Genomic DNA, 23,837 nt, shown 5'->3' on the forward strand with positions numbered 1-23,837 from the left:
TGAAACATTAGCAATGCTGGCCGGAATCTTTATTACCATGCTTTGGATACCCTTTACATTATTTGCGGCCTTTATGCAGGCTTGGCGCAATGCGTTTCAGAAACATTTAAGCCAGGAGGTTGGCAGCGTCGGGGTGACGCTGGCACGCTTTATTTATGCAGGGCCTTTGGCCGCTGTATATTTGCTGCTGCTCTACCAGTTAGGGGAAGCTGAGCTGCCGGTATTGAATCAGCACTACTGGCTATTGATTTTACTGGCATCGCTGGCGCAGATTGCAGCAACTGTGTTGATGGTCATGCTGTTTCGGTTGCGAAATTATGCAATTGGGGTAGGGCTGGCAAAAAGTGAGGCAGTGATTGCAGCAGTGTTGGGTGCGCTGTTTTTCAGTGCCTTACTGACACCCTTGGCCTGGTTGGGTGTTCTGATTGGTGGCCTGGCCATTTGGTTGATGGCAAATCCCGCCAGTCTTACATCGGTCTCGTTACCCACACTGATAACCGGATTGGGTAGCGGTCTGTGTTTTGCGTTGACGACGCTACTGGTGCGCGAAGCAAGCTTGATGCTGGGTCTGCCTTTCCTGCACAGCGCGGCCTGGGTGCTTTTGTGCGTGATCCTGGCGCAGACGGCTATATTGCTGTGTTGGGTTGTGCTCCGTGAACCCGCTACCTTATCAGCCTTGTGGCAGCGCCCTCGGCTGACTTGTGCCATCAGTCTGTGCAGTTTCTTCGGTTCATTAGGTTGGTTTACTGCTATGAGCCTGGAAACCGTTGCACTGGTCAAAACCCTGGGGCAGATTGAAATCCTGTTTACCCTGATCATATCTGCCCGCTGGTTTCGTGAGTCCCTGAGCCGTCGGGATCTGATCGGCCTATTACTGATTGTAATAGGCGCCCTCTGCGTCATCCTTGCCTAAAAGGTATCAGTAGTAAAAAGGGCACTGACCCCTTTTTAGGGTTAAGGGCAGGGGTTGGGGTGTTGGGTGTGGATTTGTTCGATGGCGTTGAGGAGTTCATCACTTAAGCGGACCGTGCTGGAGTCGAGGTTTTCTTTTAGTTGCTCAAGGGATGTGGCACCGATGATATTACTGGTGACAAAAGGTTGCTGAGTGACGAATGCAAGTGCCATCTGAGTTGGGCTGAGGTTGTGTTGCTTAGCCAGTTCAACATAGGCTGTGGTGACCTGCTCGGCCAGAGGTGAAGTGTAGCGCTGGAAGCGTTCGAACAGTGTCAGACGAGCGCCAGCAGGGCGTTGTCCGTCGAGGTATTTACCACTTAGCACACCAAATGCCAGCGGAGAGTAAGCTAACAAGCCCACCTGTTCACGGATCGACATTTCTGCCAGTCCAACTTCGTAGGTTCTGTTCAATAGGTTGTACGGATTCTGGACCGAAACCACTCTGGGCAGGTTATGTACTTCGCTGAGTCGCAAGTATTCATGCAGCCCCAAGGCGTTTCGTTGGAAATGCCGATATGACGTACCTTGCCGCTGCTGACCAGTTCCTCGCAAGCCCGCAGGGTTTCTTCAATCGGTACCACCTGCTCATCTGGTTGATGGCGGTAACCCAGTTTGCCAAAAAAATTGGTTTGTCGCTCTGGCCAGTGAATTTGATACAGATCAATATAGTCTGTTTGCAGGCGTTTCAAGCTGGCATCAGCGGCGGCCATAATTTGCTCGCGATTGAGTCGTGTGCCGTTGCGCAGATAGTGAAAGCTATCACCTGGACCAGTGATTTTAGTGGCAAGGATTATGCGATCCCGCTGTTGCTTGTTTGCCAGCCAGGAACCGATAAAGGCTTCAGTGCGCCCCTGGGTATCGGCCTTGGGTGGCACTGGATACATTTCAGCGGCATCCAGGCAGTTGATCCCGGCATCTAATGCCATATCGATCTGAGCATGAGCTTCTTTCTCTGTGTTTTGCTCGCCCCAGGTCATGGTGCCCAGGGTGAGTGCAGAGAGGGTTAGATCTGTGTTTCCGAGCGGTCTGTATTGCATAACACCATCTTTTTTAAGGGGTTAAGTCTTGCATGTGCTTAGCAGACTATATTTATGCAGCGTTTCCTGTCAAGGCGCTAAATAAATACGCTTCAAGAGCATTCAAGATGATCGTCGCGTAATTATCCTTATAGCTCAGCCTGAGTATTTAATCCAAATCTGGGGTATACGGATTTAATGGTTGATGGGGCACTTTCACCCCACCAACCTTATACCATTTTCAGATGGTTGATAGATCGACCCGTAGTTGAGTTCCTCTGCGAAGTCCGGCAGTCCGTAACTGAGGTTTTTTTTGTAGAACGGAGAGACCTTCGCAGTCGGCGCCTTCTTCTTGTGCTTCGTAGTGTAGAGCATTCGTGCCCGCATCACCTCGAAGGTGTAACCACGCCCTTCACGGTTCTTGTCCTTCGCCAGTCGGTTGATCGACTCCGTATAGGCGTTGGTGACGGGCATGTCCGTCTCGAAGTAGGTCATGATCTCTTCGCGCCAGTTGCCCGCCGCCCTGACCAGATCGCTCCAGATTTCCCTCTGGTCTTTCGGATGGTGGCTATCCACTCGTCCATGACGGCTTCTGCCTGGGGCCGTGTGGTGGCGTCCCAGATGCCGTAGAAGCGTTCCTTATGCTCGTAGGCGGCCAGCAGTTGCGGGAATGCGCCTGTCCAGGTCTCCATGATCAGCCGTTCCCGGCCTGAGACTTCGTGAGCGCGTTTCAGCAGGATTTTTCGGTCTCCCTTCAGGGTTCGGCTTTGGGAGGGTTTCAGCTCCTTCCTGAGGCCCTTGCGCACCTTCTCCAGAGCATCGTTGGCCATGCGCACCACATGGAACTTATCGACCACGATGCGGGCCTGTGGCAGCACCGCCTTGACCGCTGCTCGGTAGGGGTTCCACATGTCCATGCTGACGATCTTGACCTTCTGCCGGTCTTTCATCTTCATCAGGTAGTTGGTCACCACGTCCTGACGGCGGGTGGCCAGCAGGTCGAGCAGGGTCCTCTCCTCGATGTTGGTCAGGATGCAGCGGTAGCGCTTGTTCAGGTACAACTCGTCAATGCCGAGAATGCGGGGCGTCTCGAAGCGGTGCCAGCGCCCCAGGAATTCGGCGCGGGCGTTGAAAATGTCGCGTACCGTCTTCTCGTCCAGGCCCGTGGTATCAGCCACGTAGGCGTAGGGTGATTGAAGGCTTCCTTCTCCACGTACTCATGCAACCGCAGCGTCATGCGGAAGCCGTCCACCATCTCCGGTAGCTGGGGCCTGAAGGTGGTCTTGCAGGCCCGGCAGGTGTACCGGCGACGAACCACCCAGAGGATGACCCGCTTGCCGTGGATGGGCAGGTCACGATAGGGAACATCACGCTTGCCGAACCGCACGAACTCACCCTGCACGCCGCACCCCTCGCAGGCTATTGGTGTAGGTGCTTCAAGCCGAAAATGTATGTCGTCATTCTGCTCCTCAGAATCCACCAACTGGTACCCAGGAAGACTTAACGAATTAATCATCTCCCGCCTTGATCAGAAAAACAGGTAGGTGGCGTAACCGGCAATCATCGCCATAGCAAAGATGACTGCTAAAAACGCCGCTAAAAGCTTCAGCGTGAACAAAGAGCGCAACAGAATGAGCTCAGTCAGGCTGGCTCCGGCACTTCCGATGATCAACGCTAGCACCGTCCCGGCACCCACGCCTTTGGCCATCAGAGCCGCTGCCAGCGGTATGACGGCTTCAGCGCGAATATACAACGGCACGCCGATGACAGCGGCAACTGGAATGGCAAAGGGATTATCTGGGCCTGCATACTGCTCCAATAAGTCAGTGGGCATGAAACCATAGATCACGCTGCCAATCGCAATACCGATGAGCAGGTAAGGCAACACATCGATAAAGTCCGACCAAGCTTCCCGCCACACACCACTGTATTTCCCTTCTTTCTTAACCGTGACAGTGGGTTGACTGTCACAGCATTCGCTAGACGTAGAGACTGTTGTCTTCCTATCAGCCCCGCAAGAAGCCGTCTTCGGAGTGGTGTCGCAGCTGTTGGTACCGCAACTCGATGCGGTCGGTGTAGCACCGCACGGGCTTGCTGATGAACTACATCCACTGCTCTCTTGTGTCGCCGTCCGGCGCACATAACGCTCGAAGCCAAGCGTGTGAAGCAGCCATCCGGCACCTACCGCGACCACCAAAGCGGCGAGCACATAGATAGCAGTAAGTGTCCATCCAAACGTGGCAACCAGCAGGCCGACGACGATAGGATTCAGCAACGGAGATGAGAAAAGAAATACCATCATCGGCCCAAACCCGGCCCGTGCCCGAATCAACCCTTTCAACATGGGGATAGTCGAGCAACTACAGAAGGGCGTTATAGCTCCTAAACCAGCAGCAAGAAAATAGCCTCGCTTCCCACTGGAAGTCAGTAATGCTTCCACCTTGGATGGTGGGATGTGACGTTGAAGAACTCCGACCAGCAAGCTAATGCCAATGAATAAAACCGATAGCTCGATAGCGAGAAAGGCGAACATGCCTAGAGCGTCTTGGAGTTGAGGTGACATCCAACATTACTCCTATATTTCTAGTTTTGTCGAAACGATGTGCGCAGCCTAATTGCGTTTATCCGACCTGTCAACTATAATTCTAGAAATATCAAATTATTGGGGCGTGCTATGGATCACGAAAAGGTTGCAGCCAGCTTAGCTGAGCTAGGGAATAGTCACCGACTGTCCGTGTTCCGCTTTCTGGTCAAAGCTGGCCATGATGGGGCTTCGGTCGGAGATATCCAGAAGGGGCTGGGTATTCCTGCTTCGACGCTATCACATCACCTTGCGCGCATGGCCAAGGTAGGGCTGATCCGGCAGGAGAAACATAGCCGCACGATTGTCTGTATACCCGAGTATGAGCACCTAGAGAATTTGATCGGTTTCTTACAAGAGGAATGTTGTGCAGGTGTCCGGATTGCGCATGATCCAGAACCGCTTTGACGCTTGCCCAGCTCTCGCTGCCCTCCCTAGTCAGCATCGCTATGAAGACTCAGGCGTAAGGTGGAAACAGAAAATTGGCAGTAGAGTAGGCTGAAGAGGATCAATCAGATAATCCGCTGAGAAAGATTTTCTTCTTTCCATCTTTGGCATTTTATCAACCATATAATCCGTATACCCCAAATCTGTATAGTCTCGTATAAACTGTTAAAAGTTATGTGAGCTACTATGAAACGACTATCGTTAATATTGCCAGGGGTGTTTTTGTTGATGCTGTCAGCGTGCCATTCGATTTATGAACATAGCGTGATGAATAATCAAGACAGCCTGCGGAGTGAGCCGTTTAATGAAAAAGACTGGCGCACAACGCAAACCGTTTATTCTCCAGAGGGTTGGCCCCAGGCATTAGAAGCGCAGATCATCCATCCAGCACCAGAACTGCAAGGATTACCCATCATGCTGCTTGTTCATGGCGGTGGCTGGCAACGGCGATCGCTTGAGGATATGCAGTCTTTGGCAAGCTATTGGGCCAAAAGAGGGTTCATCACAGTCAATATAGCTTACCGGTTTGCACCGGAATACCAGTTTCCAGCGCAACTCCATGATATCCAGCAGGCTATGCATTGGATTCATGCTCAACGCTCAGTCTGGAACGCTGAGCAGTCACCTGTTGTGGCTTTGGGTTTTTCTTCTGGTGCACATCTTGTGAGTTTAATGGCTTCCGTGGCCAATCAGGGCTCCTCGCTGGATGTACCCTATGGAGGGCCGCTAACGCGACCGGATGTTGTGATTGCTGGAGGTACCCCGAGCGACCTGCAGAAATGGGATAGTGGGCGTTTAATTGAAGATTTTTTAGGAGGAATACGCAAGGATTTGCCTGATGTCTACCAACTGGCTTCGCCGATTGAACACGTACATCAGGGCACACCACCCACTTTTTTGTTTCATGGGTGCCTGGATCGTTTAGTCTCCACGGATCATGCTGTTGACTATCATCAAGCGCTGTTGGCGCATCATATTGATACAGAGCTGTATTGGCTTGGATTGCGTGGACATATGACCAGTTTTATTTTCAGAGGCAGTGCCATGCGTGCGGCTGATGCCTTTATGGCTAAGCATTCAATATATCAGTAATTAATAGCTACTTGATTTATTGATAAAGTGAAACTCCAGTCTGTTCTCGTTGTCATTTCATCGATGATCAGATGAATTTTGTATTTTCAGGCTTGCAGTAAAACAATAATTTTATATCCAGGAGTCAGATAGCATGATAAATGCCTCAAAATTTCTTGAGCAGTTTATGGGAAGTTCAGCCGCTAGTGGTGATCAGCAAAAGTCGCAGTCCAAGGGCTCCGGAATGAATATTCCGGGTGGAAACTTTACGGGTGGTGCTGTCGCTGGTGGATTGCTTGGACTATTGGTAGGCAACAAAAAAGCCCGCAAAATGGCAGGCGGGCTGGTAGGGTATGGCGGTGCGGCGGCGGCTGGTGCACTGGCGTTTAAGGCTTATCAAAACTGGCAGGAGGGTAAACAGGTATCTACCGCACCTGTAGCCACTCAACAGGATTTGAGTCAGGTTGATCCTCGCTTTTTACCAGCACCCGTTGACCAGGGCAGCTCTAACAACTTTGCCCTGACTCTTGTTACGGCAATGATTGCAGCGGCAAATGCCGATGGTCATATTGATGCCACCGAGCAGAGTTTGATTTTTGAGCATGTGGAAAAGCTGGCGCTCGATTCTGAAAGCAAGGCGTTCGTATTTGATACCTTGAGGACCCCCCTAGCCTTGAGAATTTAACGGCGGGTGTCCAGGGGGTTGAACAGGCTTCAGAGGTGTATTTAGTATCACGTTTGGTTGCTGATGGCGATCACCCTGCTGAGAGGGTTTATCTGCAAGCCCTGGCCCATCGGTTAAATTTACCAGCCGATTTAGTCGCGCATCTGGATCATCAGGTTATTGAGGGTTAAAACACTGTACCTGCCACCTGAACATTGTGTTAATATTAGTTTTTTCTAATTAACGGGGGTGTTCAGGTGGAGAAGCAGAGTTTTCTTCAGCATTTTCCAGTGACCTTGTTCGCGATGATCATGGGGCTGGGTGGGTTAACACTAAGTTGGCACCGTTCTCATCTGGTGCTGCAGATGCCTGACTGGATCAGCCAATTATTACTGCTGTTTTCGGTGGGGTTGTTCCTGGTCATCAGTGCTTTATATCTGACCAAACTGCTTCGGTTCCCTGAAGCGGTTAAGGCTGAGATCAGTCACCCAATTAAAATCAGCTTCTTTCCCACATTTTCTATTAGCCTGATTTTACTGGCAACGGCTTTGCTGCCAGTTTCAATGGCTGTATCCGAAGTGGTTTGGTTGCTTGGGGCGAGCCTGCATTTGCTGTTTAGTCTGTATGTGATTACCCAGTGGATGCATCAGACAAACTTCACCATTCAGCACAGTACTCCGGCGTGGTTTATTCCGGTGGTGGGAAATATTCTGGTGCCGATTGCCGGGGTGCAACATGGTTATACCGAAGCAAGCTGGTTTTTCTTTTCCATCGGGCTGGTCTATTGGATTGTGCTTAAGGTGTTAATATTTAACCGCATCATTTTTCATGACCCGATACCACAAAAGCTGTTACCCACATTGTTCATTCTGATAGCGCCTCCTGCCGTGGGCTTTATCGCATATATGCAATTGCAGGGTGGGGTGTTGGATAGTTTTGCGCGAATCCTCTACTTCAGTGCGTTGTTTCTGGTGATGTTGCTGTTAGTACAGGTGCGCTACTTTACCAAGATCCCGTTCTTCCTATCCTGGTGGGCCTACTCGTTTCCCTTGGCCGCGTTCTCCATTGCTACGCAGATGATGCTTGAGAAACAGGGTGGTTGGTTTTTTCTGCTGTTGTCTTACGTGTCGCTGGGATTTGTTACCTTGTTAATTGGCCTGTTACTGCTCAGGACCCTTCAAGGTGTGATAAGTGGGAAACTGTTTCAGCCTGAAGGCTGAAGCTGGCTTGAAAAAGGCAAAAAAAAACGCCGCATCCTAAGATGCGGCGGTCTCGCAGTGCCCCTCGAGTGCGAAAAAAGGTGATTTGCTTAGCCTGTTGGTTCGGCAAATCTTATTTATACTAAAGCATAGCGCGTGCCAGTTTTATAAATTTCATTAAAAACAATAATATAAATATTTTTTGTGACTGTTATGAAAAACACTTTGTGAATTTTATGCGCACTGATGGTGCAAGATTTCGTGAAAATGCTTTGTTCTGGTTCAAAGTTTCGGCGTAGCCCAAGCTCCGCTGTCGGGCTATAATGACGTTTTTAGTTAACCAGCCGCAGAGACCGTATTTTATGACAGTTCGTACCCGGGTCGCACCATCACCTACGGGTGATCCCCACGTTGGAACCGCTTATATCGCTTTGTTTAACCTGGCTTTTGCTCGTCAGCATGGCGGACAGTTTATCCTGCGTATTGAAGATACAGATCAGACCCGCAGTACTGCTGAATCGGAACAGGCTATCCTCGACTCACTGCGCTGGCTAGGCTTGGAATGGGATGAGGGTCCGGATGTGGGTGGTCCACATGGTCCTTATCGTCAGAGTGAGCGCAAGCACATCTATAAAGACTACGCCATGCGTCTGATGGAAGAGGGACATGCCTTTCTGTGTTTTCGTACCCCTGATGAGTTGAATGAACTGCGCGAGTCACGTCGAGCCAGTGGTGAGCACACCGCCTTAAAGCAGGGTGATCTGGAACTGCCTGCTGATGAAGCGGAAAGGCGTCGTGACGCTGGCATGCCCTATGTGGTCAGAATGCGGGTACCCGAAACAGGCATTTGTGTCATCGATGATATGCTGCGTGGCCCGATGGAACTGGACTGGGGGCAGGTGGATGCCCAGATACTGCTGAAATCAGATGGTATGCCAACCTACCATTTGGCTAACATCGTTGATGATCACCTGATGCAGATCACCCATGTTATTCGTGGTGAAGAGTGGATCAACTCCGCTCCTAAGCACAAGCTGCTGTATCAGTATTTTGGCTGGGAAATGCCGCAGTTGTGCCATATGCCACTGCTGCGTAATCCTGACAAGTCCAAGCTGTCCAAACGCAAAAATCCAACCAGTATTCTCTACTATCAGCGTATGGGTTATCTGCCGGAAGCGCTATTGAATTATCTTGGCCGCATGGGCTGGTCCATGCCGGATGAGCGCGAGAAGTTCAACCGTGAAGAGATGTTCAGTCATTTTGATCTAACGCGTGTGTCGCTGGGTGGGCCAGTATTTGATCAGGAAAAACTCAGCTGGTTGAATGGCGTGTGGATACGTGAAGAACTGTCAGTCAATGAATTTGCCGCCGAGTTCCAGAAATGGGCGTTGAACCCGGAATACCTGATGCAGATCGTGCCATTGATTCAGCAGCGGGTGGAGAAATTCTCCGATGTGGCGCCCTTGGCCGGCTTTTTCTTATCCGGCATGTTGCCGGTGAATGCTGAAAGCTTCGCACACAAATCCCTGACGCAAGAAGATTGTCGCCGTATTCTGCAGTTTGCCTCCTGGTACCTGGATAAGCAGAATGATTGGCACAAGGATGCTCTGTTTGCCGGGATGAAAAACCTGTCTGAAAACATGGGTTATAAAATTCGTGATTTTCTGTTCCCGCTGTTTGTTGCTATTTCCGGCACCGCGCAGAGCGTCTCCGTGATTGATTCCATGCAGATTCTCGGACCCGATATGAGTCGTGCCCGTGTACGCTTCGCCCTGGATCAGTTGGGTAGCCCGTCAAAGAAAGAAGCCAAGCGTTGGGAAAAGGAGTTTGCGGCACTGGAAAACAATAATACAGGTGCAACGGAGTGATTTAAGCGGGTGAAATACCCTAAGCAGATGAAAATTCTGCAAAAGCCTGTTGACATAGGGCGGCGGCAATCTTATGATACGCCCCGTCCTACCGACATGGGGTCTTAGCTCAGCTGGGAGAGCGCGACGCTGGCAGCGTCGAGGTCAGGGGTTCGATCCCCCTAGACTCCACCAATCATTTTTTTACTTTTAAAATCAGTTGTTTACAGATCGTTAAAAGTGAAAAGAAGTGCAGGTGACACCAAGGGGTGACACCACCGGCTTAAAGTCGGAGCACTGATCATGCACATACCTCACACTTACCGTAAACCATCGGGCACTTATTACGCTCGTTTTGCCCTCCCACGACGTTTTTACCTCATTCATGACATGCGGCTATTTTCTGTTAAGGCTTGTTCGTGTGTATTAATGCTATGCTCAAGAGACAAACTCAAGAAAGCCTGTTGCCTCTCTTTTGGTTTGATATGCCTAAGGTTCACGCAACTTAACTGAGTACAGGTGTCACATGACGAAGAATTTTACCGCTCAAATTATTGATTATAAATCCATCAATGAAATACCTGGTGCCTGGTCAACGGCTAATTATAAGGCCCTGTTAGCTGAAATGGGCTTGGATGAGGGCTTAGAGGATTTAAGCGAACAAGACATAACGGACATGTGTTATATGTCATTAAATGAGCTTGATCATGCTGAGGCTGCGAATGTGTTGCTTAGTTTTCTATTCTTTGATGAGGAGCTCAGTGAAGGAAAAATTGAGCAGTTGTCGCACGAATTAGCAGACGAAAAAATGTGGGAGCGGTTTTCAGATGTGCGCTTTCACCATCGTCTTTTTAATGCCTATGGTTTATTACGGTCAGCCTATAACGGCATTTTTCCGCAACCCACTGGCGTGCAACTTACACTCAAAGTGACAGCAAAAGACAGCGATGATTTAACTATCTTTGACGATGCCCCGAAAACAGCTATCGTTAGGTTAATAGCAAAGGGGATTGATGAAAATGCCACGCTCAATCGACTCTATTCTGATCAGATTGCCGGTGCGGCATTCTCGGAAGCTGAAGGCATTGTTTGGTTATTAGAAGAGTTGTCGAAAACAGACGACTCCCGAACATACCTGCTGACCAGCTCCAGCTTTTGGCTGGAAGAGATTAAAGAAATGGACCAATTTGAAGGTGAGGTTCACTTTGAAGAGGAAGAGGGTGACGGGCAAGTCTAATCAGCGGCTGCAGGGATTAATTGGTATATACCTGTAGCAGAAGCTGAGGCAAACTATTATCAGTAACATATCAGCAACAAACGGGTCAGGCTCTAGCGGCCTGACTTAAAGCGAACTGTCTCCACAAAACCCGGTGTGATGCAGTCTGTTTAAGAGGGATTGAACGTGAATAATAATAAACATATAGATCCATCCGAACTGCCATTTGCTGCACCCTGCAGAAAAGTAAGCGATGACGCTCCGCTTCGTTGGCTGCAAAAGGGGGTTGATGATTTACGTGCAGCACCTCGACAAAGTTTGGTGTATGGCTTTTTAACAGTTTTACTCAGTTGGGTAATGACTCTTGCTACTATGCAATTTGGTAGTATTGGTCTTTACCTTGGACTTGTTAGTGGCTTTGTTTTTGCTGGACCCTGGCTGGCTTTAACGCTTTACGCTATCAGCTTACGCTTAGAAAGAGGTGAGAAAGTATCCTTAAGGCTATCAATAAGAGATGCAGGCGGCGTAATAGGATCGGCTATGATCTTTGCGGTGATACTAGTGATTGTATTACTTGTATGGGCGCGCGCGGCAAACACCATGTACATTTTTTTCCCGGAAGTCGCTAATCCAAGCTTTAGTCAATTGGCCGTTTTTTTGGTTGCAGGTATATCTGTTGGTGCTCTTTTTTGTTTGGTCGTGTTCGCAGTCAGTGCCTTTTCATTGCCAATGCTGATTGACCGTCAGGCCGATGCGGTTACTGCGGTTGTCACGAGTGTGAACGCGGTCATACGAAATAAATACCCACTGATGCTTTGGGCTGTAATGATATCCTGCTTAATCATGATTGCTGCGCTAACAGCGTGGGTCGCTCTTATAGTGATTATGCCTGTCTTGGGTCATGCCTCATGGCATGCCTACAGAGAAACCATCGATGCAGAGCAGTGGCCTGGTAATGTATTAAAACAATGAGCTGTCCCGGAGGTTGATCTTGTAAGCATTGTGCTCAAGCCGGTCCAGTAAGGCATCCGCCAGCATGGCATCGCCAATCATATCATTCTGTTTTTATACCTGAAATTCAAACATGGCTTGCTGCAGCAAGCCAAAGTGCTGGAAGCTGTAGTCAGCCAGATGAGAGTAATCGGGTAATGTTGTGTAGTGAATCAGACAGGATGGCATCTTTGCATTCCTACCGGCTTCCAGGTCGTAGCGGTAATCACCCACCATTAATATGGCGTGTGTAGGTAATCCAAACTCACTTGCGATATGCAGCAGAGCGCTTGGATCAGGCTTAGGTTTGGAGTTTTCTCGCGTAATGAGTCGGTCAATGGGAATTGCGTTCCGCTCAATTTTCACTCGAGAGGACTGCAGTGAATTTCGAGTCACGATCGCCATGGGTATAGCATCTTCTATACATCTGTCGACGAAGGCACGAGCACCCGGCATCCAGTCACTAGTTTGGGCATCGAGCAGTTCGTGGCGATGAATTACGTCTAACGCTGCATGCTGTTGCTCATCGGGCAAGGATTGCAAAAAAGATAAGACATCCGCGTTAGCGGGACAGCAAATTTCTTGCTTGATTGCCACAAAGTCCAGAGATGAGGTCACCAGGGTGCCATCCAGATCGAAAATTACCCCCGAATGTGTTTCATCCTGCGTCCTCTAGTTACGATGAGCAACTGTAATGGGAAAATCCTCCCATGCCAAACAACTCTGATGGATTACGCTGGTAATAGTGTGTCTCGACCTCTTTTGATTGCTCGGCATAGGGCTGTGTTAACATGGTTTGTAGTTCTTTAATGAGCGCATAGTCGCCCGTGCCTGCCTGCTGATAGGCCGGCACGACATAGGCTTCTCGCATAGTGTATTTTGGGTTTACGCGTTGCATTTGTGCAGAAATCTTTTCAGTAGAGGGGGGTGTGGAGCCTGAGGTGATCAGTGATTTCCACTGTATCAGCCATTCTGCCCAGCGGGTTTGTAATCCTTTATCATCTGTTACAGGGCTCAACTCTGCGTAAAAGCTTTTTGTGAGAGGCTCGATATCCTTGGGTAGCGTCGACAGCTCGCGGAAGAAAAGGGTGTAATCCACCGGTGATTGCATCAGTAAGCTGATCAGTGCGTTGAATAATTCGGCGTTGAATTCTTCAAGCCCTAATTTGGCGGCCCACATTGTTTCCATTTCGGCCTGCATCACCTTAGGAAACTCAGTTTGTATTGTGTCGAGCTGTTGCGCATAGGCTGGATGCGCTGATACTAAGGGGCGTAAAGCGGTGCAAAACATCTGGAAGTTGCGCTCTGCCGCGATGGGCTGATTCAGGAATGCGAAATGCTGTCCACCAGCTGTCCAGGGTTGGAAATAGGGATCGAAAACGTCACAGAAACCAAAGGGACCGTAGTCGAGGGTGAAGCCACCGGCCGCGCAGTTGTCACTATTGAAGTTGCCCTGGCAGTATCCAACGCGAATCCAGTTAGCCACCAGAGAGGTCAGTCGGCCACAGAATTCTCTTGCCAGCCCAACCACTTTTTCCTCAAGTGACAGTGTCGTGTTGATGTCCTGTGCATATTCTCGATCAATTAAGTGTAAGACCAGCTTTTCCAGCTCCTCCATTGCGCGCGGATGAGCGTTATTTCGGGCACGACGAGCGAAGAGTTCCAGTTGACCCACGCGGATAAAGGACGGCGCAACGCGTGTTGAGATAGCCACTGGCTCTAAAAAGTAGCGGTCTGGGTCTTTAGCGTAAGAGCCAGGTGAGTACCAGGGGCGTTGTACTTTTTCAGTTTTGGATACATACAAACTCAGCGATCGTGATGTCGGTACTCCCAGCGCGTGCATATGCTCTTGTGCGAGGAATTCTCGAACGCTGGAACGCAGAACCGCCCGACCGTCGGCGCCTCGGCAGTAGGGTGTTCGACCACCCCCTTTAAGCTGCATTTCCCAGCGTTGTTCTTTAATAACGGCTTCAAGGATGGAAACAGCTCGACCATCACCATAGCCGTTGCCGGTTTGAAATGGGCATTGCCGGGTGTATTCGGTGCCGAAGATCGAAAGTGCATAGCCACAGGCCCAGCCGACTTTTCGCATAGGTTCTGGTGCTGCGCTAAGATCGCCGGAGAATACACGCATAAAATCGTTCGATTGCGCCAGGTTGTCAGCCAGGCCCAGTTCAGCGAAAAAGCCGTGGCTGTGAGTGATGTATTCAGGATCCTGGATGGGGGTTGGCTTAACTGGGACGAAGTGGCCCATGAACACTTGCCGTGGGGCGTAATCAACGCCATCTTCAGTCGCATCAGGATCGCAATTGAGGCAGTCTATGAGTGAATAGCTCGCACAGCTTGCAAGCGTATCGAGCGTTGTAATACTGGCTGAGATTTCCTGTTTACCTGGCTTTGTCATAGCATTATGCTCCGCAGGGTTCTATTGCGGAGCATTTGACCTGAATAAGAAAGGGCATGATTCCGCTGATGCCTGGCTTACTCAGTACGCTCAGTCACTTCCAGTAAATGGTAGCCAAACTGTGTTTTAACCGGGCCTTGCACTTCGTTGACCGGAGCGCTGAACACAACCTTGTCAAACTCAGGAACCATCTGACCCGGACCGAAGGTACCCAAGTCACCACCATTACGGCCTGATGGACATTTGGAGTGCTGTTGCGCCAGAGCAGCAAAATCTTCACCAGCGGTAATTTTTGCTTTAAGTTCGTTACAGGTTGCTTCGTCTTCAACCAGGATGTGACGTGCTGCAGCTTTTGCCATGCTATTACTCTCACTTATTATCAAAATTTAGTAAACCGCAATGGTAGCATACAATTTTTAAAAGCTCCCAGTAGACATCTCCCCGCGGCCTTTTCCTCCATCTATTCCTCTTGTTGACTGTCGCTACAGTTGTCCAGGTTGAAACGTTCATGATCGGGTTTACGGATCACCCAGCGTACGCTGCCACACAGAAGCCTTCATCTTAGTGATGTTAGCCTCAGGTTATACACTCGCGCAGTTCCTTTGATGTAACAGGAAGAACCATTTGTCGCAGGGTGACAACCGGTATGGAGATGGTATGAGAACGGTGGAAGCCTGCCCTTGCAAGGTACGCATTATTGAGAATAGGTTTATTAGCATGGACGATGGAACCAACTGGCAGCAAAGATCTGGCTGCCTGAGGGAGCCGAAAACGATCCGGTACCCGCAATCATGGAATACCTTCCTTATCGTAAGCGGGATTTAACCCGTAGCCGAGATACAGAAAACTTCAATTATCTGGCTGGTCATGGATACGTCTGCCTGCGAGTTGATATGCGCGGCAGTGGTGACTCGGAAGGTCTGTTGCTTGACGAATACACTCAGATGGAGCAGTTGGATGCTGTGAAGGTTATTGCCTGGATTGCTGAACAGCAATGGTGTGATGGCAAGGTAGGCATGATGGGCATCTCCTGGGGTGGGTTTAATAGCCTGCAGGTGGCTGCACGGCGTCCGCCGGCGCTTAAAGCTATCATCAGCGACTGCTTCAGCGATGACCTCTACGATAACAATATGCATTACATGGGAGGGTGCCTTTTGGGCGATAACCTTTCCGAAGCGACCGTGATGTTTGCTTTCAACAGCCTGCCGCCTGATCCGGCTGTGGTTGGCGATAAATGGCGAGATATGTGGCTGGAGCGCTTGCAAGAAAATGATCCATGGATCATCAAGTGGCTAGAGCATCAGCACCGCAGCGCCTATTGGTCAACTGCCTCAGTCTGCGAAGATTTCGCCGCTATTCAGTGTCCGGTTTATGCCATTGGCGGCTGGGCTGACGGCTTTACCAACTCAGTGTTTCGCCTGCTGGAGAATTTAGAGGTGCCATGCAAAGGCCTGATAGGCCCTTGGGGACATCTCTACCACACAAGGGAATTCCTGGTCCACCCATAGGCTTTTTGCAAGAAGCCTTGCGTTGGTGGGATTACTGGCTGAAAGGTAAAGATACGGGAATCATGGACGAGCCAGCTTTTCGCGCCTGGTCACAAGACAGCGTGCCGCCGTACTTCTCGTACGAGGAGCGCCCAGGGCGCTGGATCAGCGAGCCAGGCTGGCCGTCGAACAACATTAAAGACACTCGCTGTCCCATGACCCGCGGTCACATCCGCTTGCCATCGGATGAGAATACTCCGGAGTGCGAACGCCGCGGGCTTGAAGAACAGGTGGTGCAATCACCCCTGAGCGTCGGTCTCTCCGCCGGCAAGTGGTGCTCTTACTCTGCCGCCCCGGATTTGCCTGGTGACCAGCGGGAGGACGACGGGGGGGCACTGATATTTAGCAGCGACCCCTTGGAGAAATCTATCGAAATAGCCGGACGGCCATTACTCGAGCTGGAGTTATCCGTCGATAAACCTCAGGCTATGGTCGCTGTGCGTTTGTCTGACGTCCAACCCTGCGGCAAGTCGACCCGGATAACCTATGGCTTGCTGAATCTGACCCATCGGGATGGTAGCGCCGAACCTCAGCCACTCGAACCCCATCGGCGTTACCGGGTTGAGATTCCACTAAACGGTATCGCCCAGCGTTTACCTGTCGGCAATGTGATCCGCGTGTCTGTTTCTACCTCATACTGGCCTGTGGCCTGGGCTCCACCCGAACCGGTGAAGTTAACAATTTATCCGGCGCAATGTGCACTGGTGTTGCCTCTTCGCAAACCTCGAGCGGAAGACGATGAGCTGCGACCCTTCGAAGAACCTGTGATCGGTAAGCCTTTGGAGATGATCAGTACAGCCCCAGGGGAGCATAACTGGGTAGTACACAAAGACATGGCAGCAAACACCTCCACCCTGACCGTGACCAATAATCAGGGCAGTTGTCTGATCCCTGAAACGGGTACCGAGTTTTCGCGCTTTACCCGAGAGTGGTACAGCTTTCGAGAAGATGATTTTACCTCTGTGCGGGGTGAAACTCATACCCAATGGGCGCTAAAGCGCGAACAGGAATGGGATATTCAGGTCGAGACCCGCACGTTTTTGACCTGCACGGAAACCGAGTTTCACGTGCACGCCCGGTTGGATGCCTATGAGGGATCTCATCGCATTTACTCGAAGAACTGGGATAAAACGCTGCCCAGAGACAACCTTTAAGACATCATTGCCGGAGCAGACTCGCACCCGGCAGGACAAAACCAGGAACAGAGGAATATTTATGCCACGCCCAGAAGAGATACCGAGAAAGAATGTTTTTGTGCTCGGGTACGATCTCAAGCATCAGCCTGATGTTGAGGACATCCGGGATATTGAACACATCAATATCCACGCGTTGCTGCATTCCGATGAAGTCGCGAACCAGGATGGTTACGATATAGAAGCCATGCTCAGCAACGCGCGCATAGTGTTGGATCAATACGATAGCGTTGATGGCATCGTCTGCCACTGGGATTTTCCGGGCGCGGCGCTGCATGCGATTTTGTGTGATGAGTACCAGATTCCGGGGCCAACGTTGGAAGCGGTGGTTAAGTGCTCGCATAAATATTGGAGCCGTTTGGAGCAACGCCGTCTTGTGCCTGAACACACGCCGGATTTTTGTGCCGTGGATCCGTTTGATGACAAGGCCATGGAAAAGATCACTGTCGCCTTTCCGTTTTGGTTAAAGCCTATCAAAGGCTACAGCTCCATGCTCGGCTTTCATATTACCAATGAGCAGGAGTTTAACGAGGCGATTGAGGTAACCCGAAGGACCATTGGCTTGCTGGGTGACCCCTTTGACGACATTCTGCGACGTATCGAATTACCCGATGAGCTACGCGAGATAAGCGGCAATTTTATGATTGCTGAGCAGTATGTACGTGGTTGGGAGCTTGCACCAGAAGGTTATGTCCAAAGTGGTAAGTGCCACGTTCACGGCATGATTGATATGGTCATCGGCTCAAACGGGAAGAGCTTTGAACGCTATGAATATCCGAGCTGTGCGCCTGATACAGTGCAGAAGCTGGCGACCAGTGTGAGTTGTCAGCTAATGGAGCATATCGGCTTCGATTCCGGTTGCTTCAATATAGAGTATTTTTGGGATGACGAGACTGAAAAGCTATGGATTGTTGAGATTAATCCGCGTATTTCACAGTCGCATTCCTATCAGTTTGAGCAGGTAAAAGGCTTGTCTAATCATGAAGTGGCTGTTCAAGTCGCCTTGGGAGAGCGCCCGCGTTTTGACCAGGTCAGCGGTCGATATAAGTGTGCAGCTAAGTTTCTTCATCGCCGTTACAGCCGCGAGAATAGGGTGGCAACACGCGTGCCGACTGAGGAAGAAATCACAGCTTTCCAGCAAAATGTGCAACCGGATACCCGAATCTATTTGCGGATACAAGAAGGAGAGCAGTTGGCGGATCTGCGTGATCAGGATCCTTATAGCTTTGTGATAGCCGACATGCTGATTGCTGCTCAGAGTCGCGAGGAACTGGAGCAAAAATACCGCGAAGCTTCGGAGAGTTTACTGTTTGAGTTCGAGACCCTGGAGGCTTCGCTGGCACGCCCTAAAACTGGCGCTATCACGGCGTATGACACGGATTTAGAGCATCTGGCTACCGACCGACCTTCGGCAAACTGATGGAATCTGACGGTGTTTGCCTGAAAGTTGAGCGGGGGTGTCCGGTTGGTAGTATCAGTAATTCTTAGTCTGTTGGCAACGCTATTGATACTGGTAATAATGCTGGATGTCATATGGACGACGATCACAACGAAAGGAAGCGGGCCTCTTTCGCGTCATCTGGTTCACGCTCTAAAAGGTCTGTTTCTGTTTTTTTATCGGTGTTCTGGCAACCGTGAAGTTCTGGTGCTCGCCGGACCGGTTACTTTGATAGCGGTTGGTTTTATTTGGTTAGCCGGATTATGGCTTGGCTGGTTTTTGCTTCTGCTGGGCGTCGGTGGCGTTGTTGAGTCTAACACGGGAACCCCGGCCAGCGTGGTGCAGTACCTTTACTATACGGGTATGACCTTGTCTACGCTTGGCATAGGTGATTATAAGGCGGGCAATGATTTCGTTCGGCTGTTGACCAGCGTGGCGGCCTTTAACGGATTGATCTTGGTTACGCTCATTATTACTTATGCTATACCGATGGTGGGGGCATAACATCCCGCAGGAAAGCGGCCTATTCGATCTACCTTCTCGGCGGAAGTACGCTGACGTTATTGGAGAGATTTCAGCAAGAAGATACCCTTCATGATCTGGCGGCATTTCTTCGGGATAACACCAGAGATATTTTGGAATGCGCGGAGCAACGCTTTGCTTATCCTTTGCTGGATTGTTTCCACAGTCTAGAGAAGGAGTTCTCGTTGGGGCTACAGCTGGCAATTCTGGATGAAGCTCTACAGAGCGTCACCTCGTGGGAGCTGGTTAAAGACGACCGGACAATTAATTTCCAGCTTTCCTATTTTCGAAGCGGTGTCTACCGTTATATAAATAGCAGAGCTGACACACCCCAACATGATATTTCTGAGTTTGAACAAAAAGAAGCCTTTCATGAGGTGATTATTAATGAAGGCTGGAGCTGGACAGATGTGCAACCGGATTAAACCAACTCATGACACCAGTCGCCACTCGCCAACCTTTAAATCAGACGGCAAGTGGTAATCACCTATGGCAACGCGATGCAGCTTAAGTACCGGATTACGAAAACGTCCAAACATGCGTTTTATTTGGTGGTATTTGCCTTCAGTCAGCACCACCTGCGCGGTGTGGGTTGACAGAATTTTTAACAACGCAGGCGCTGTGGTGTGGTTTTCATATTCAAAATACATACCCTCAGCAAAGGCCGTAATGTAGCTGGCCGTAAGAGGGTGCTCAACTTCAACGTTATAGACCTTGGGTACCTTCTGCTCAGGATCTGTTAGCACGCTCGACCAGCGCCCGTCGTTGGTAAGTAATACCAGTCCGGAGCTGTTCAAGTCCAGTCGACCGACGATATGCAGCTCATCTCTTTGAGGGTGATCAATTAAATCGATGACAGTTTTATGCTCTGCATCTTTAGTTGCACACACCACACCAACCGGTTTGTGTAACAGAATGTAAACCGGCTGGTTGTTCTGCAGCACCTGGCCATCGTAAACTATTCTGGTAAATTGATGCACCAGCCGAGCGGGTTCATCGCATAGCGCACTGTCGACTTTTACCCGTCCTTTAGCGAGATCGAGCCGTATTTGCTTCAGCGATCGCTGCAAAGTGCGTGCTAAAAAACGATCAAGACGATTTGAGGCTGCTGCCATTAACAATCACTCACAATTTGAGAGGGTCGTTTGCTATCAAGGAAGGCTATATCATCCAGTATAAGGTGCAGGGCGGCAAATACATCAGAAAAGCAGTAGCCAGAAACTGTTTACGGCTCTTTCGCTGGAGTCGTTTGCCGTGTAGGGTTTAAGATACATTAGGCGAAAGCGAGTTCAATCTGGGTCAGCATGCCAAGACTACCAGAATAAGTGGTACGACAATGCTTTGAAAAGGAAGCGAGCAATGAGAAAAATCGCATATATATTGATCGGTATAGTGGTCATCACCTTTGCGGCAGCGCTACATTATGCCTTGCCACAGGTAGATGTGGTACGTATTGTCGGAACCGATGTAAAACGTGTTGATACCAAAGAAAACGCAACAACTGAAGGCTCTGATGCATCCATCCACACGACTGATGTTTATTATATCCTTACTGAAACATCGGAGGGTAAGCCTAAAAATTACCGAAATGAGGATGCTTTTATTTACGGAAAATTCGACAGTTCCAATTTACATACCCGTGCTCGTTCCATTGCCCAAAATGAGGAGAACCTCGTTGCTGTTCGTCATTACGGCTGGCGATTGCCGATCTTTTCTATGTTTGCCAATGCGGTGAAAGTCTGGGAAGTTGAGCCAGGTTATCGCCACATGCCGATCTTCAATATCCTTTTCTTGAGCCTTCTGGCATGGGGGATAGGTTATGCTGTTTGGAAGATACGCAGCTTTAGACAACGGCTTTCTGATCGTCACCGTGACTAGCCGGGTAACCAATCCTGGCCCATCACATGAGTGTTGCGGTTATTATCTGAATTCAGAACTTTCTTAATTGCTTTTGTTTTCGTCCTTGTCATATTCATTTATGGCTTTTTCCCATGCCTCACTCATAGAGCCATAGGCATTTGAAAATCCTGCTTTCATTTGATCCCAGGCGCTATCCGTGCTGTTTTTTAAGCCACCATACCATTCTGATAGTTTATTTCTTTGCTCTTGCAATGCTTGCATATTGTCACGTGTTGCTTGACGTGCTGTCTGGCTCATTTCATCCCAGTTTTCATCAATGCTACTTTGAAGTGTAGCGATTCGCTCATCCAGCGTTTTGAGCATTTGTTCAGTTGCATTAACCGCTTCATCACGTTGCTCAACTGAATATTCTTGCAGCGTGTCGATTAGCTCCTGAGTCTCTTCCTGGATTTCCTGAGTTGTAACGTTATTATCTTGATTGCTTTTATTAGCTTCAGTTTGCGCATAAATGGCAGGTGTGAAGCAAACAGCTGTGACTATGCATGTTGCAATAATTGATTGTTTTTTCATATGGCATTATTCCTTTAAGATTTAGAAAACGACGGCGTTATACTCGTGCTTTAACCTGTTACTTGAAACGTGATCTGGCTGACTTAACCGCATGGCTAAATGAATCCCAGGCACTGTCTATACCGGCGGTGAGGTCTTCCCAGGCACTATCACTGGCTTCGCGTAATTCTTTTAATTTACTGTTAGCCTTCTCCCGCATGGCGCGCAGCTCTTCAATTTGCTTCTGGTACTCAAGCTGAGCGTCGGCTTCGGCGGCGTTAGCCTTGGCTTTCAGTTTGTCAATTTCTGCGTTCCATTCATCTAACTGAGATTGCAGTTTCTTTTCATAAGCTTCTCTTTTGCTCATTTGAGATCTCCTTTGTTGTTGGGCTCTCCAGGAGACTGTTGGACTTAGCCGATCGTAGCGAGGGACAGTCCAGCAGCCTCCTGGTGCTTAACCTTCGACAGCTTAGACTAGGTTATCAGGGTCACGTTCACTGTTTTTTGACCATTCTTCTGAGACAGAACAATATCGAGTGTCTATAGTGTAGTATATACGATTAAAAATACTGACTTTTCCGAGTTTTATGTTGATGACTATTCGTTTTAGTGGGTTTTGGATTGTTGTTTTACTTCTATTCCTTGGATCGAATAGTTTCGCGGATGAAAAACCGTTTTCTCTGGACCAGGGCTGGGAGTATCGCTGGGGTGACTCCCCCGTGTCGGCAGAAGGCGTACCCGTCTGGACAGTTGAGCCTGAGAGCGTATCAGACTGGCATGCCATTGATTTTCCATCTAATCCACCTGACCGTTCAGGGAATCAGCATGTCTGGTACCGCATTGTTTTACCGGATCTGAATGCCTATCTTGATCCGGTTGTGTATATCAACAGTATTGATCTGATTGCACAGGTTTATCTTGAAGATCAACTCATCTATCAATTTGGTGAGTTTGATGATCAGGGGCGTGGGCAATTTGCGGGTTGGCCCTGGCATATGATCAGCCTGCCGAAAGACGCTGGCGGACAAACACTCTACTTCCGTATCTATTCAGACTATACCGATATAGGCCTCTGGGGAGAGGTCAGTCTGTTTGAGCGGGCTGATTTGTTGCTGGAGGTACTGAATAACTCACTGAAAAGCCTTATTAGCAGTATCGCCGCTGTTTTGATTGCGTTTCTGGCGTTCACCCTGGCCATATTAAAAGGCCAGCGCCGACGCGTGTTGAGCATAGGTTTATTCTCACTGGCCTCTGCGGGGATGCTTCTGGGTGAAAGTCAGGCGCGTCAGCTACTTTTTGATGCTCCGTTATTCTGGGTATATCTCGCGGCGGGATCCTACTATTTTCTGCCTGTTGCGATGGGGATATTGTTGGCGCCCGGGTTTCAAAACAGATCACGGCAATGGATGACCCGCATCTGGCAACTACATCTTCTTTACCTTGTGATAGCCATTGGGCTTTCGCTGCTGGGTTGGATTAATCTGTCGATCACCTATCCGGTGTTTGATGGGCTTTTTGCACTCACCCTGTTTATAACCTTTATTTTGATAGTAAAAAATATCTGGCATATGCCGTTTGTAGATAAGTATATTGTTGTGGCCTATACCGTGCTGGCGCTGTTGTTGCTTGAAGATATGGCTGTCGCGCATGGATTTCTGCACTGGAGAAGGGTGCCTGTGAGTTACGGTATCCTGCTGTTCTCTGCAACCGTAGTATTGATATCCGTATTGTATTTCAGCTACTTGCAAGTCAGGTTACGCGTGCTTAATGAGTCGTTGGAGCTGAAAGTTAAACAGCGTACAGAAGCGCTGGAAAAATTGTCCTATGAAGACAGTCTGACAGGGTTAAAGAACCGCCGTTTTTTCGATGAATTTTTCAGTTTTCATGCGGCAACTGCTTTACGAACTAAGCTACCGCTTACTTTGGTGATGTGTGACCTGGATTACTTTAAACAGTTTAACGATACCTACGGCCATCCTGCAGGTGATGCCGTGCTGAAGCTATTTGCTGATCTTTTAAGAGAGAACTTCAGAGACACGGATCTTGTGTGTCGATTAGGTGGTGAAGAGTTCGTGATTCTGCTGCCTAATACAGATAGTTGTGAGGCAAAAGATAAAATTCAGTTGCTATTAACTCAGACAAGGGAGCATGAAATCTACCACGAAGGTCAGTCATGTGGCTATGTATCTGTCTCGGCAGGCTTAGCCAGTTGGCCTGAGCAGACAGATGACCCGGACAGACTGATGATGCTTGCAGACAAAGCACTTTATGCAGCTAAGGAATCTGGGCGTGACCGAGTGGGGTAAAGCGTTTAGTGGCTTGCAAGCCTGAGACTGCCA

The 23,837-nt window shown here is 49.4% G+C and carries 21 protein-coding genes, 1 tRNA gene and 4 pseudogenes; 16 read left to right on the top strand and 10 right to left on the bottom strand.

Annotated elements, in window-relative coordinates; genetic code table 11:
* Positions 1 to 13 precede the first annotated feature (13 nt).
* Positions 14 to 913 carry a DMT family transporter gene (locus LH51_RS08615; protein WP_235263620.1) on the top strand — a complete coding sequence of 300 codons (900 nt, stop codon included), beginning with the start codon at positions 14 to 16 and terminating at the stop codon, positions 911 to 913.
* Positions 914 to 954: 41 nt separating this feature from the next.
* On the opposite strand, the pseudogene LH51_RS08620 reads toward LH51_RS08615, so the two are convergent.
* From LH51_RS08620 to LH51_RS08630, 3 genes and pseudogenes are all read right to left on the bottom strand, one after another.
* Positions 955 to 1,991, bottom strand: a pseudogene (locus LH51_RS08620) (NADP(H)-dependent aldo-keto reductase).
* A gap of 220 nt (positions 1,992 to 2,211) precedes the next feature.
* Positions 2,212 to 3,486, bottom strand: a pseudogene (locus LH51_RS08625) (ISL3 family transposase).
* Positions 3,487 to 3,498: 12 nt separating this feature from the next.
* On the bottom strand, positions 3,499 to 4,533 hold the full coding sequence (locus tag LH51_RS08630) for a permease (RefSeq protein ID WP_036521543.1): 1,035 nt from the start codon (positions 4,531 to 4,533) through the stop codon (positions 3,499 to 3,501).
* A gap of 111 nt (positions 4,534 to 4,644) precedes the next feature.
* Between LH51_RS08630 and LH51_RS08635 the strand changes: the two genes are divergently transcribed.
* From LH51_RS08635 to LH51_RS08670, 8 genes and pseudogenes are all read left to right on the top strand, one after another.
* Positions 4,645 to 4,959, top strand: coding sequence for an ArsR/SmtB family transcription factor (locus tag LH51_RS08635; protein WP_036521546.1), 315 nt, complete (start codon positions 4,645 to 4,647; stop codon positions 4,957 to 4,959).
* Between the two features lie 225 nt (positions 4,960 to 5,184).
* Entirely contained in the window at positions 5,185 to 6,090 is a 906-nt protein-coding gene (locus tag LH51_RS08640) for an alpha/beta hydrolase (protein WP_081960742.1), read from the top strand.
* 223 nt (positions 6,091 to 6,313) lie between these two features.
* Positions 6,314 to 6,924, top strand: a pseudogene (locus LH51_RS22485) (tellurite resistance TerB family protein).
* A gap of 66 nt (positions 6,925 to 6,990) precedes the next feature.
* The gene (locus LH51_RS08650; protein WP_036521548.1) at positions 6,991 to 7,953 is read left to right on the top strand and encodes an SLAC1 anion channel family protein; all 963 of its coding nucleotides are present in this window, start codon (positions 6,991 to 6,993) and stop codon (positions 7,951 to 7,953) included.
* Between the two features lie 341 nt (positions 7,954 to 8,294).
* Positions 8,295 to 9,800, top strand: a complete 1,506-nt coding sequence (gene gltX, locus LH51_RS08655; protein WP_036521551.1) for a glutamate--tRNA ligase — start codon at positions 8,295 to 8,297, stop codon at positions 9,798 to 9,800.
* A 98-nt stretch (positions 9,801 to 9,898) separates the two neighbouring features.
* Positions 9,899 to 9,974: transfer RNA gene (locus LH51_RS08660), tRNA-Ala, on the top strand.
* Between the two features lie 331 nt (positions 9,975 to 10,305).
* On the top strand, positions 10,306 to 11,016 hold the full coding sequence (locus tag LH51_RS08665; protein WP_036521553.1) for a hypothetical protein: 711 nt from the start codon (positions 10,306 to 10,308) through the stop codon (positions 11,014 to 11,016).
* A gap of 165 nt (positions 11,017 to 11,181) precedes the next feature.
* Complete coding sequence (locus LH51_RS08670) at positions 11,182 to 11,967, top strand: DUF2189 domain-containing protein (RefSeq protein ID WP_052063597.1); 786 nt, start codon at positions 11,182 to 11,184, stop codon at positions 11,965 to 11,967.
* Here LH51_RS08670 and LH51_RS22490 read toward each other — a convergent pair.
* The 4 genes and pseudogenes from LH51_RS22490 to LH51_RS08685 form a co-directional block, all read right to left on the bottom strand.
* Positions 11,956 to 12,054 (bottom strand): annotated as a pseudogene (locus tag LH51_RS22490) (ATP-binding protein); the annotation flags it as partial. The gene LH51_RS08670 and the pseudogene LH51_RS22490 overlap by 12 nt on opposite strands.
* Positions 12,055 to 12,060: 6 nt before the next feature.
* Complete coding sequence (locus tag LH51_RS08675; RefSeq protein ID WP_036521555.1) at positions 12,061 to 12,627, bottom strand: HAD family hydrolase; 567 nt, start codon at positions 12,625 to 12,627, stop codon at positions 12,061 to 12,063.
* A 34-nt stretch (positions 12,628 to 12,661) separates the two neighbouring features.
* On the bottom strand, positions 12,662 to 14,389 hold the full coding sequence (locus LH51_RS08680; RefSeq protein WP_036521557.1) for a protein adenylyltransferase SelO: 1,728 nt from the start codon (positions 14,387 to 14,389) through the stop codon (positions 12,662 to 12,664).
* A 77-nt stretch (positions 14,390 to 14,466) separates the two neighbouring features.
* On the bottom strand, positions 14,467 to 14,748 hold the full coding sequence (locus tag LH51_RS08685; RefSeq protein ID WP_036521560.1) for a peptidylprolyl isomerase: 282 nt from the start codon (positions 14,746 to 14,748) through the stop codon (positions 14,467 to 14,469).
* Between the two features lie 432 nt (positions 14,749 to 15,180).
* Between LH51_RS08685 and LH51_RS24200 the strand changes: the two genes are divergently transcribed.
* The 5 genes from LH51_RS24200 (at position 15,181) to LH51_RS08705 (ending at position 19,514) form a co-directional block, all read left to right on the top strand.
* Complete coding sequence (locus tag LH51_RS24200; protein WP_327124618.1) at positions 15,181 to 15,897, top strand: CocE/NonD family hydrolase; 717 nt, start codon at positions 15,181 to 15,183, stop codon at positions 15,895 to 15,897.
* Entirely contained in the window at positions 15,852 to 17,090 is a 1,239-nt protein-coding gene (locus tag LH51_RS24205; RefSeq protein ID WP_327124620.1) for a CocE/NonD family hydrolase C-terminal non-catalytic domain-containing protein, read from the top strand. The genes LH51_RS24200 and LH51_RS24205 overlap by 46 nt, the downstream gene beginning before the upstream one ends.
* Before the next feature lie 61 nt (positions 17,091 to 17,151).
* Positions 17,152 to 18,549 carry an ATP-grasp domain-containing protein gene (locus tag LH51_RS08695; RefSeq protein WP_052063599.1) on the top strand — a complete coding sequence of 466 codons (1,398 nt, stop codon included), beginning with the start codon at positions 17,152 to 17,154 and terminating at the stop codon, positions 18,547 to 18,549.
* A gap of 99 nt (positions 18,550 to 18,648) precedes the next feature.
* Positions 18,649 to 19,071: an ion channel gene (locus tag LH51_RS08700; RefSeq protein ID WP_052063600.1), complete on the top strand. Its 423-nt coding sequence runs from the start codon at positions 18,649 to 18,651 to the stop codon at positions 19,069 to 19,071.
* A gap of 59 nt (positions 19,072 to 19,130) precedes the next feature.
* Complete coding sequence (locus tag LH51_RS08705) at positions 19,131 to 19,514, top strand: hypothetical protein (protein WP_036521563.1); 384 nt, start codon at positions 19,131 to 19,133, stop codon at positions 19,512 to 19,514.
* Between the two features lie 6 nt (positions 19,515 to 19,520).
* Here LH51_RS08705 and LH51_RS08710 read toward each other — a convergent pair whose 3' ends face one another.
* A complete protein-coding gene (locus LH51_RS08710) occupies positions 19,521 to 20,204 on the bottom strand; it encodes a pseudouridine synthase (RefSeq protein ID WP_036521565.1) in 684 nt (227 codons plus the stop codon).
* 244 nt (positions 20,205 to 20,448) lie between these two features.
* On the opposite strand from LH51_RS08710, the gene LH51_RS08715 reads away from it, so the two are divergent.
* On the top strand, positions 20,449 to 20,967 hold the full coding sequence (locus tag LH51_RS08715) for a DUF1523 family protein (protein ID WP_036521594.1): 519 nt from the start codon (positions 20,449 to 20,451) through the stop codon (positions 20,965 to 20,967).
* A gap of 63 nt (positions 20,968 to 21,030) precedes the next feature.
* Here the strand turns inward: LH51_RS08715 and LH51_RS08720 are convergent, their stop codons facing one another.
* The gene (locus LH51_RS08720) at positions 21,031 to 21,519 is read right to left on the bottom strand and encodes a hypothetical protein (protein WP_036521568.1); all 489 of its coding nucleotides are present in this window, start codon (positions 21,517 to 21,519) and stop codon (positions 21,031 to 21,033) included.
* Positions 21,520 to 21,577: 58 nt separating this feature from the next.
* Positions 21,578 to 21,865 (bottom strand): hypothetical protein, encoded by a 288-nt coding sequence (locus tag LH51_RS08725; protein WP_036521571.1) that lies wholly within the window; start codon positions 21,863 to 21,865, stop codon positions 21,578 to 21,580.
* Between the two features lie 226 nt (positions 21,866 to 22,091).
* On the opposite strand from LH51_RS08725, the gene LH51_RS08730 reads away from it, so the two are divergent.
* A complete protein-coding gene (locus LH51_RS08730) occupies positions 22,092 to 23,804 on the top strand; it encodes a diguanylate cyclase (RefSeq protein WP_036521595.1) in 1,713 nt (570 codons plus the stop codon).
* Positions 23,805 to 23,837 lie beyond the last annotated feature (33 nt).

It is taken from the genome of Nitrincola sp. A-D6 (assembly GCF_000764495.1).
Classification (GTDB): domain Bacteria; phylum Pseudomonadota; class Gammaproteobacteria; order Pseudomonadales; family Balneatricaceae; genus Nitrincola.

Bases quoted from the DNA above. Each gene is read 5' to 3' on its own strand.
- gltX (WP_036521551.1), top strand. From the start codon at position 8,295: ATGACAGTTCGTACCCGGGTCGCACCATCACCTACGGGTGATCCCCAC.
- LH51_RS08725 (WP_036521571.1), bottom strand. From the start codon at position 21,865: ATGAGCAAAAGAGAAGCTTATGAAAAGAAACTGCAATCTCAGTTAGAT.
- LH51_RS08615 (WP_235263620.1), top strand. From the start codon at position 14: ATGCTGGCCGGAATCTTTATTACCATGCTTTGGATACCCTTTACATTA.
- LH51_RS08710 (WP_036521565.1), bottom strand. From the start codon at position 20,204: ATGGCAGCAGCCTCAAATCGTCTTGATCGTTTTTTAGCACGCACTTTG.
- LH51_RS08720 (WP_036521568.1), bottom strand. From the start codon at position 21,519: ATGAAAAAACAATCAATTATTGCAACATGCATAGTCACAGCTGTTTGC.
- LH51_RS08695 (WP_052063599.1), top strand. From the start codon at position 17,152: ATGCCACGCCCAGAAGAGATACCGAGAAAGAATGTTTTTGTGCTCGGG.
- LH51_RS08665 (WP_036521553.1), top strand. From the start codon at position 10,306: ATGACGAAGAATTTTACCGCTCAAATTATTGATTATAAATCCATCAAT.
- LH51_RS24200 (WP_327124618.1), top strand. From the start codon at position 15,181: ATGGAATACCTTCCTTATCGTAAGCGGGATTTAACCCGTAGCCGAGAT.
- LH51_RS08730 (WP_036521595.1), top strand. From the start codon at position 22,092: ATGACTATTCGTTTTAGTGGGTTTTGGATTGTTGTTTTACTTCTATTC.
- LH51_RS08715 (WP_036521594.1), top strand. From the start codon at position 20,449: ATGAGAAAAATCGCATATATATTGATCGGTATAGTGGTCATCACCTTT.
- LH51_RS08635 (WP_036521546.1), top strand. From the start codon at position 4,645: ATGGATCACGAAAAGGTTGCAGCCAGCTTAGCTGAGCTAGGGAATAGT.
- LH51_RS08630 (WP_036521543.1), bottom strand. From the start codon at position 4,533: ATGTCACCTCAACTCCAAGACGCTCTAGGCATGTTCGCCTTTCTCGCT.
- LH51_RS08700 (WP_052063600.1), top strand. From the start codon at position 18,649: ATGCTGGATGTCATATGGACGACGATCACAACGAAAGGAAGCGGGCCT.
- LH51_RS08680 (WP_036521557.1), bottom strand. From the start codon at position 14,389: ATGACAAAGCCAGGTAAACAGGAAATCTCAGCCAGTATTACAACGCTC.
- LH51_RS08640 (WP_081960742.1), top strand. From the start codon at position 5,185: ATGAAACGACTATCGTTAATATTGCCAGGGGTGTTTTTGTTGATGCTG.
- LH51_RS08685 (WP_036521560.1), bottom strand. From the start codon at position 14,748: ATGGCAAAAGCTGCAGCACGTCACATCCTGGTTGAAGACGAAGCAACC.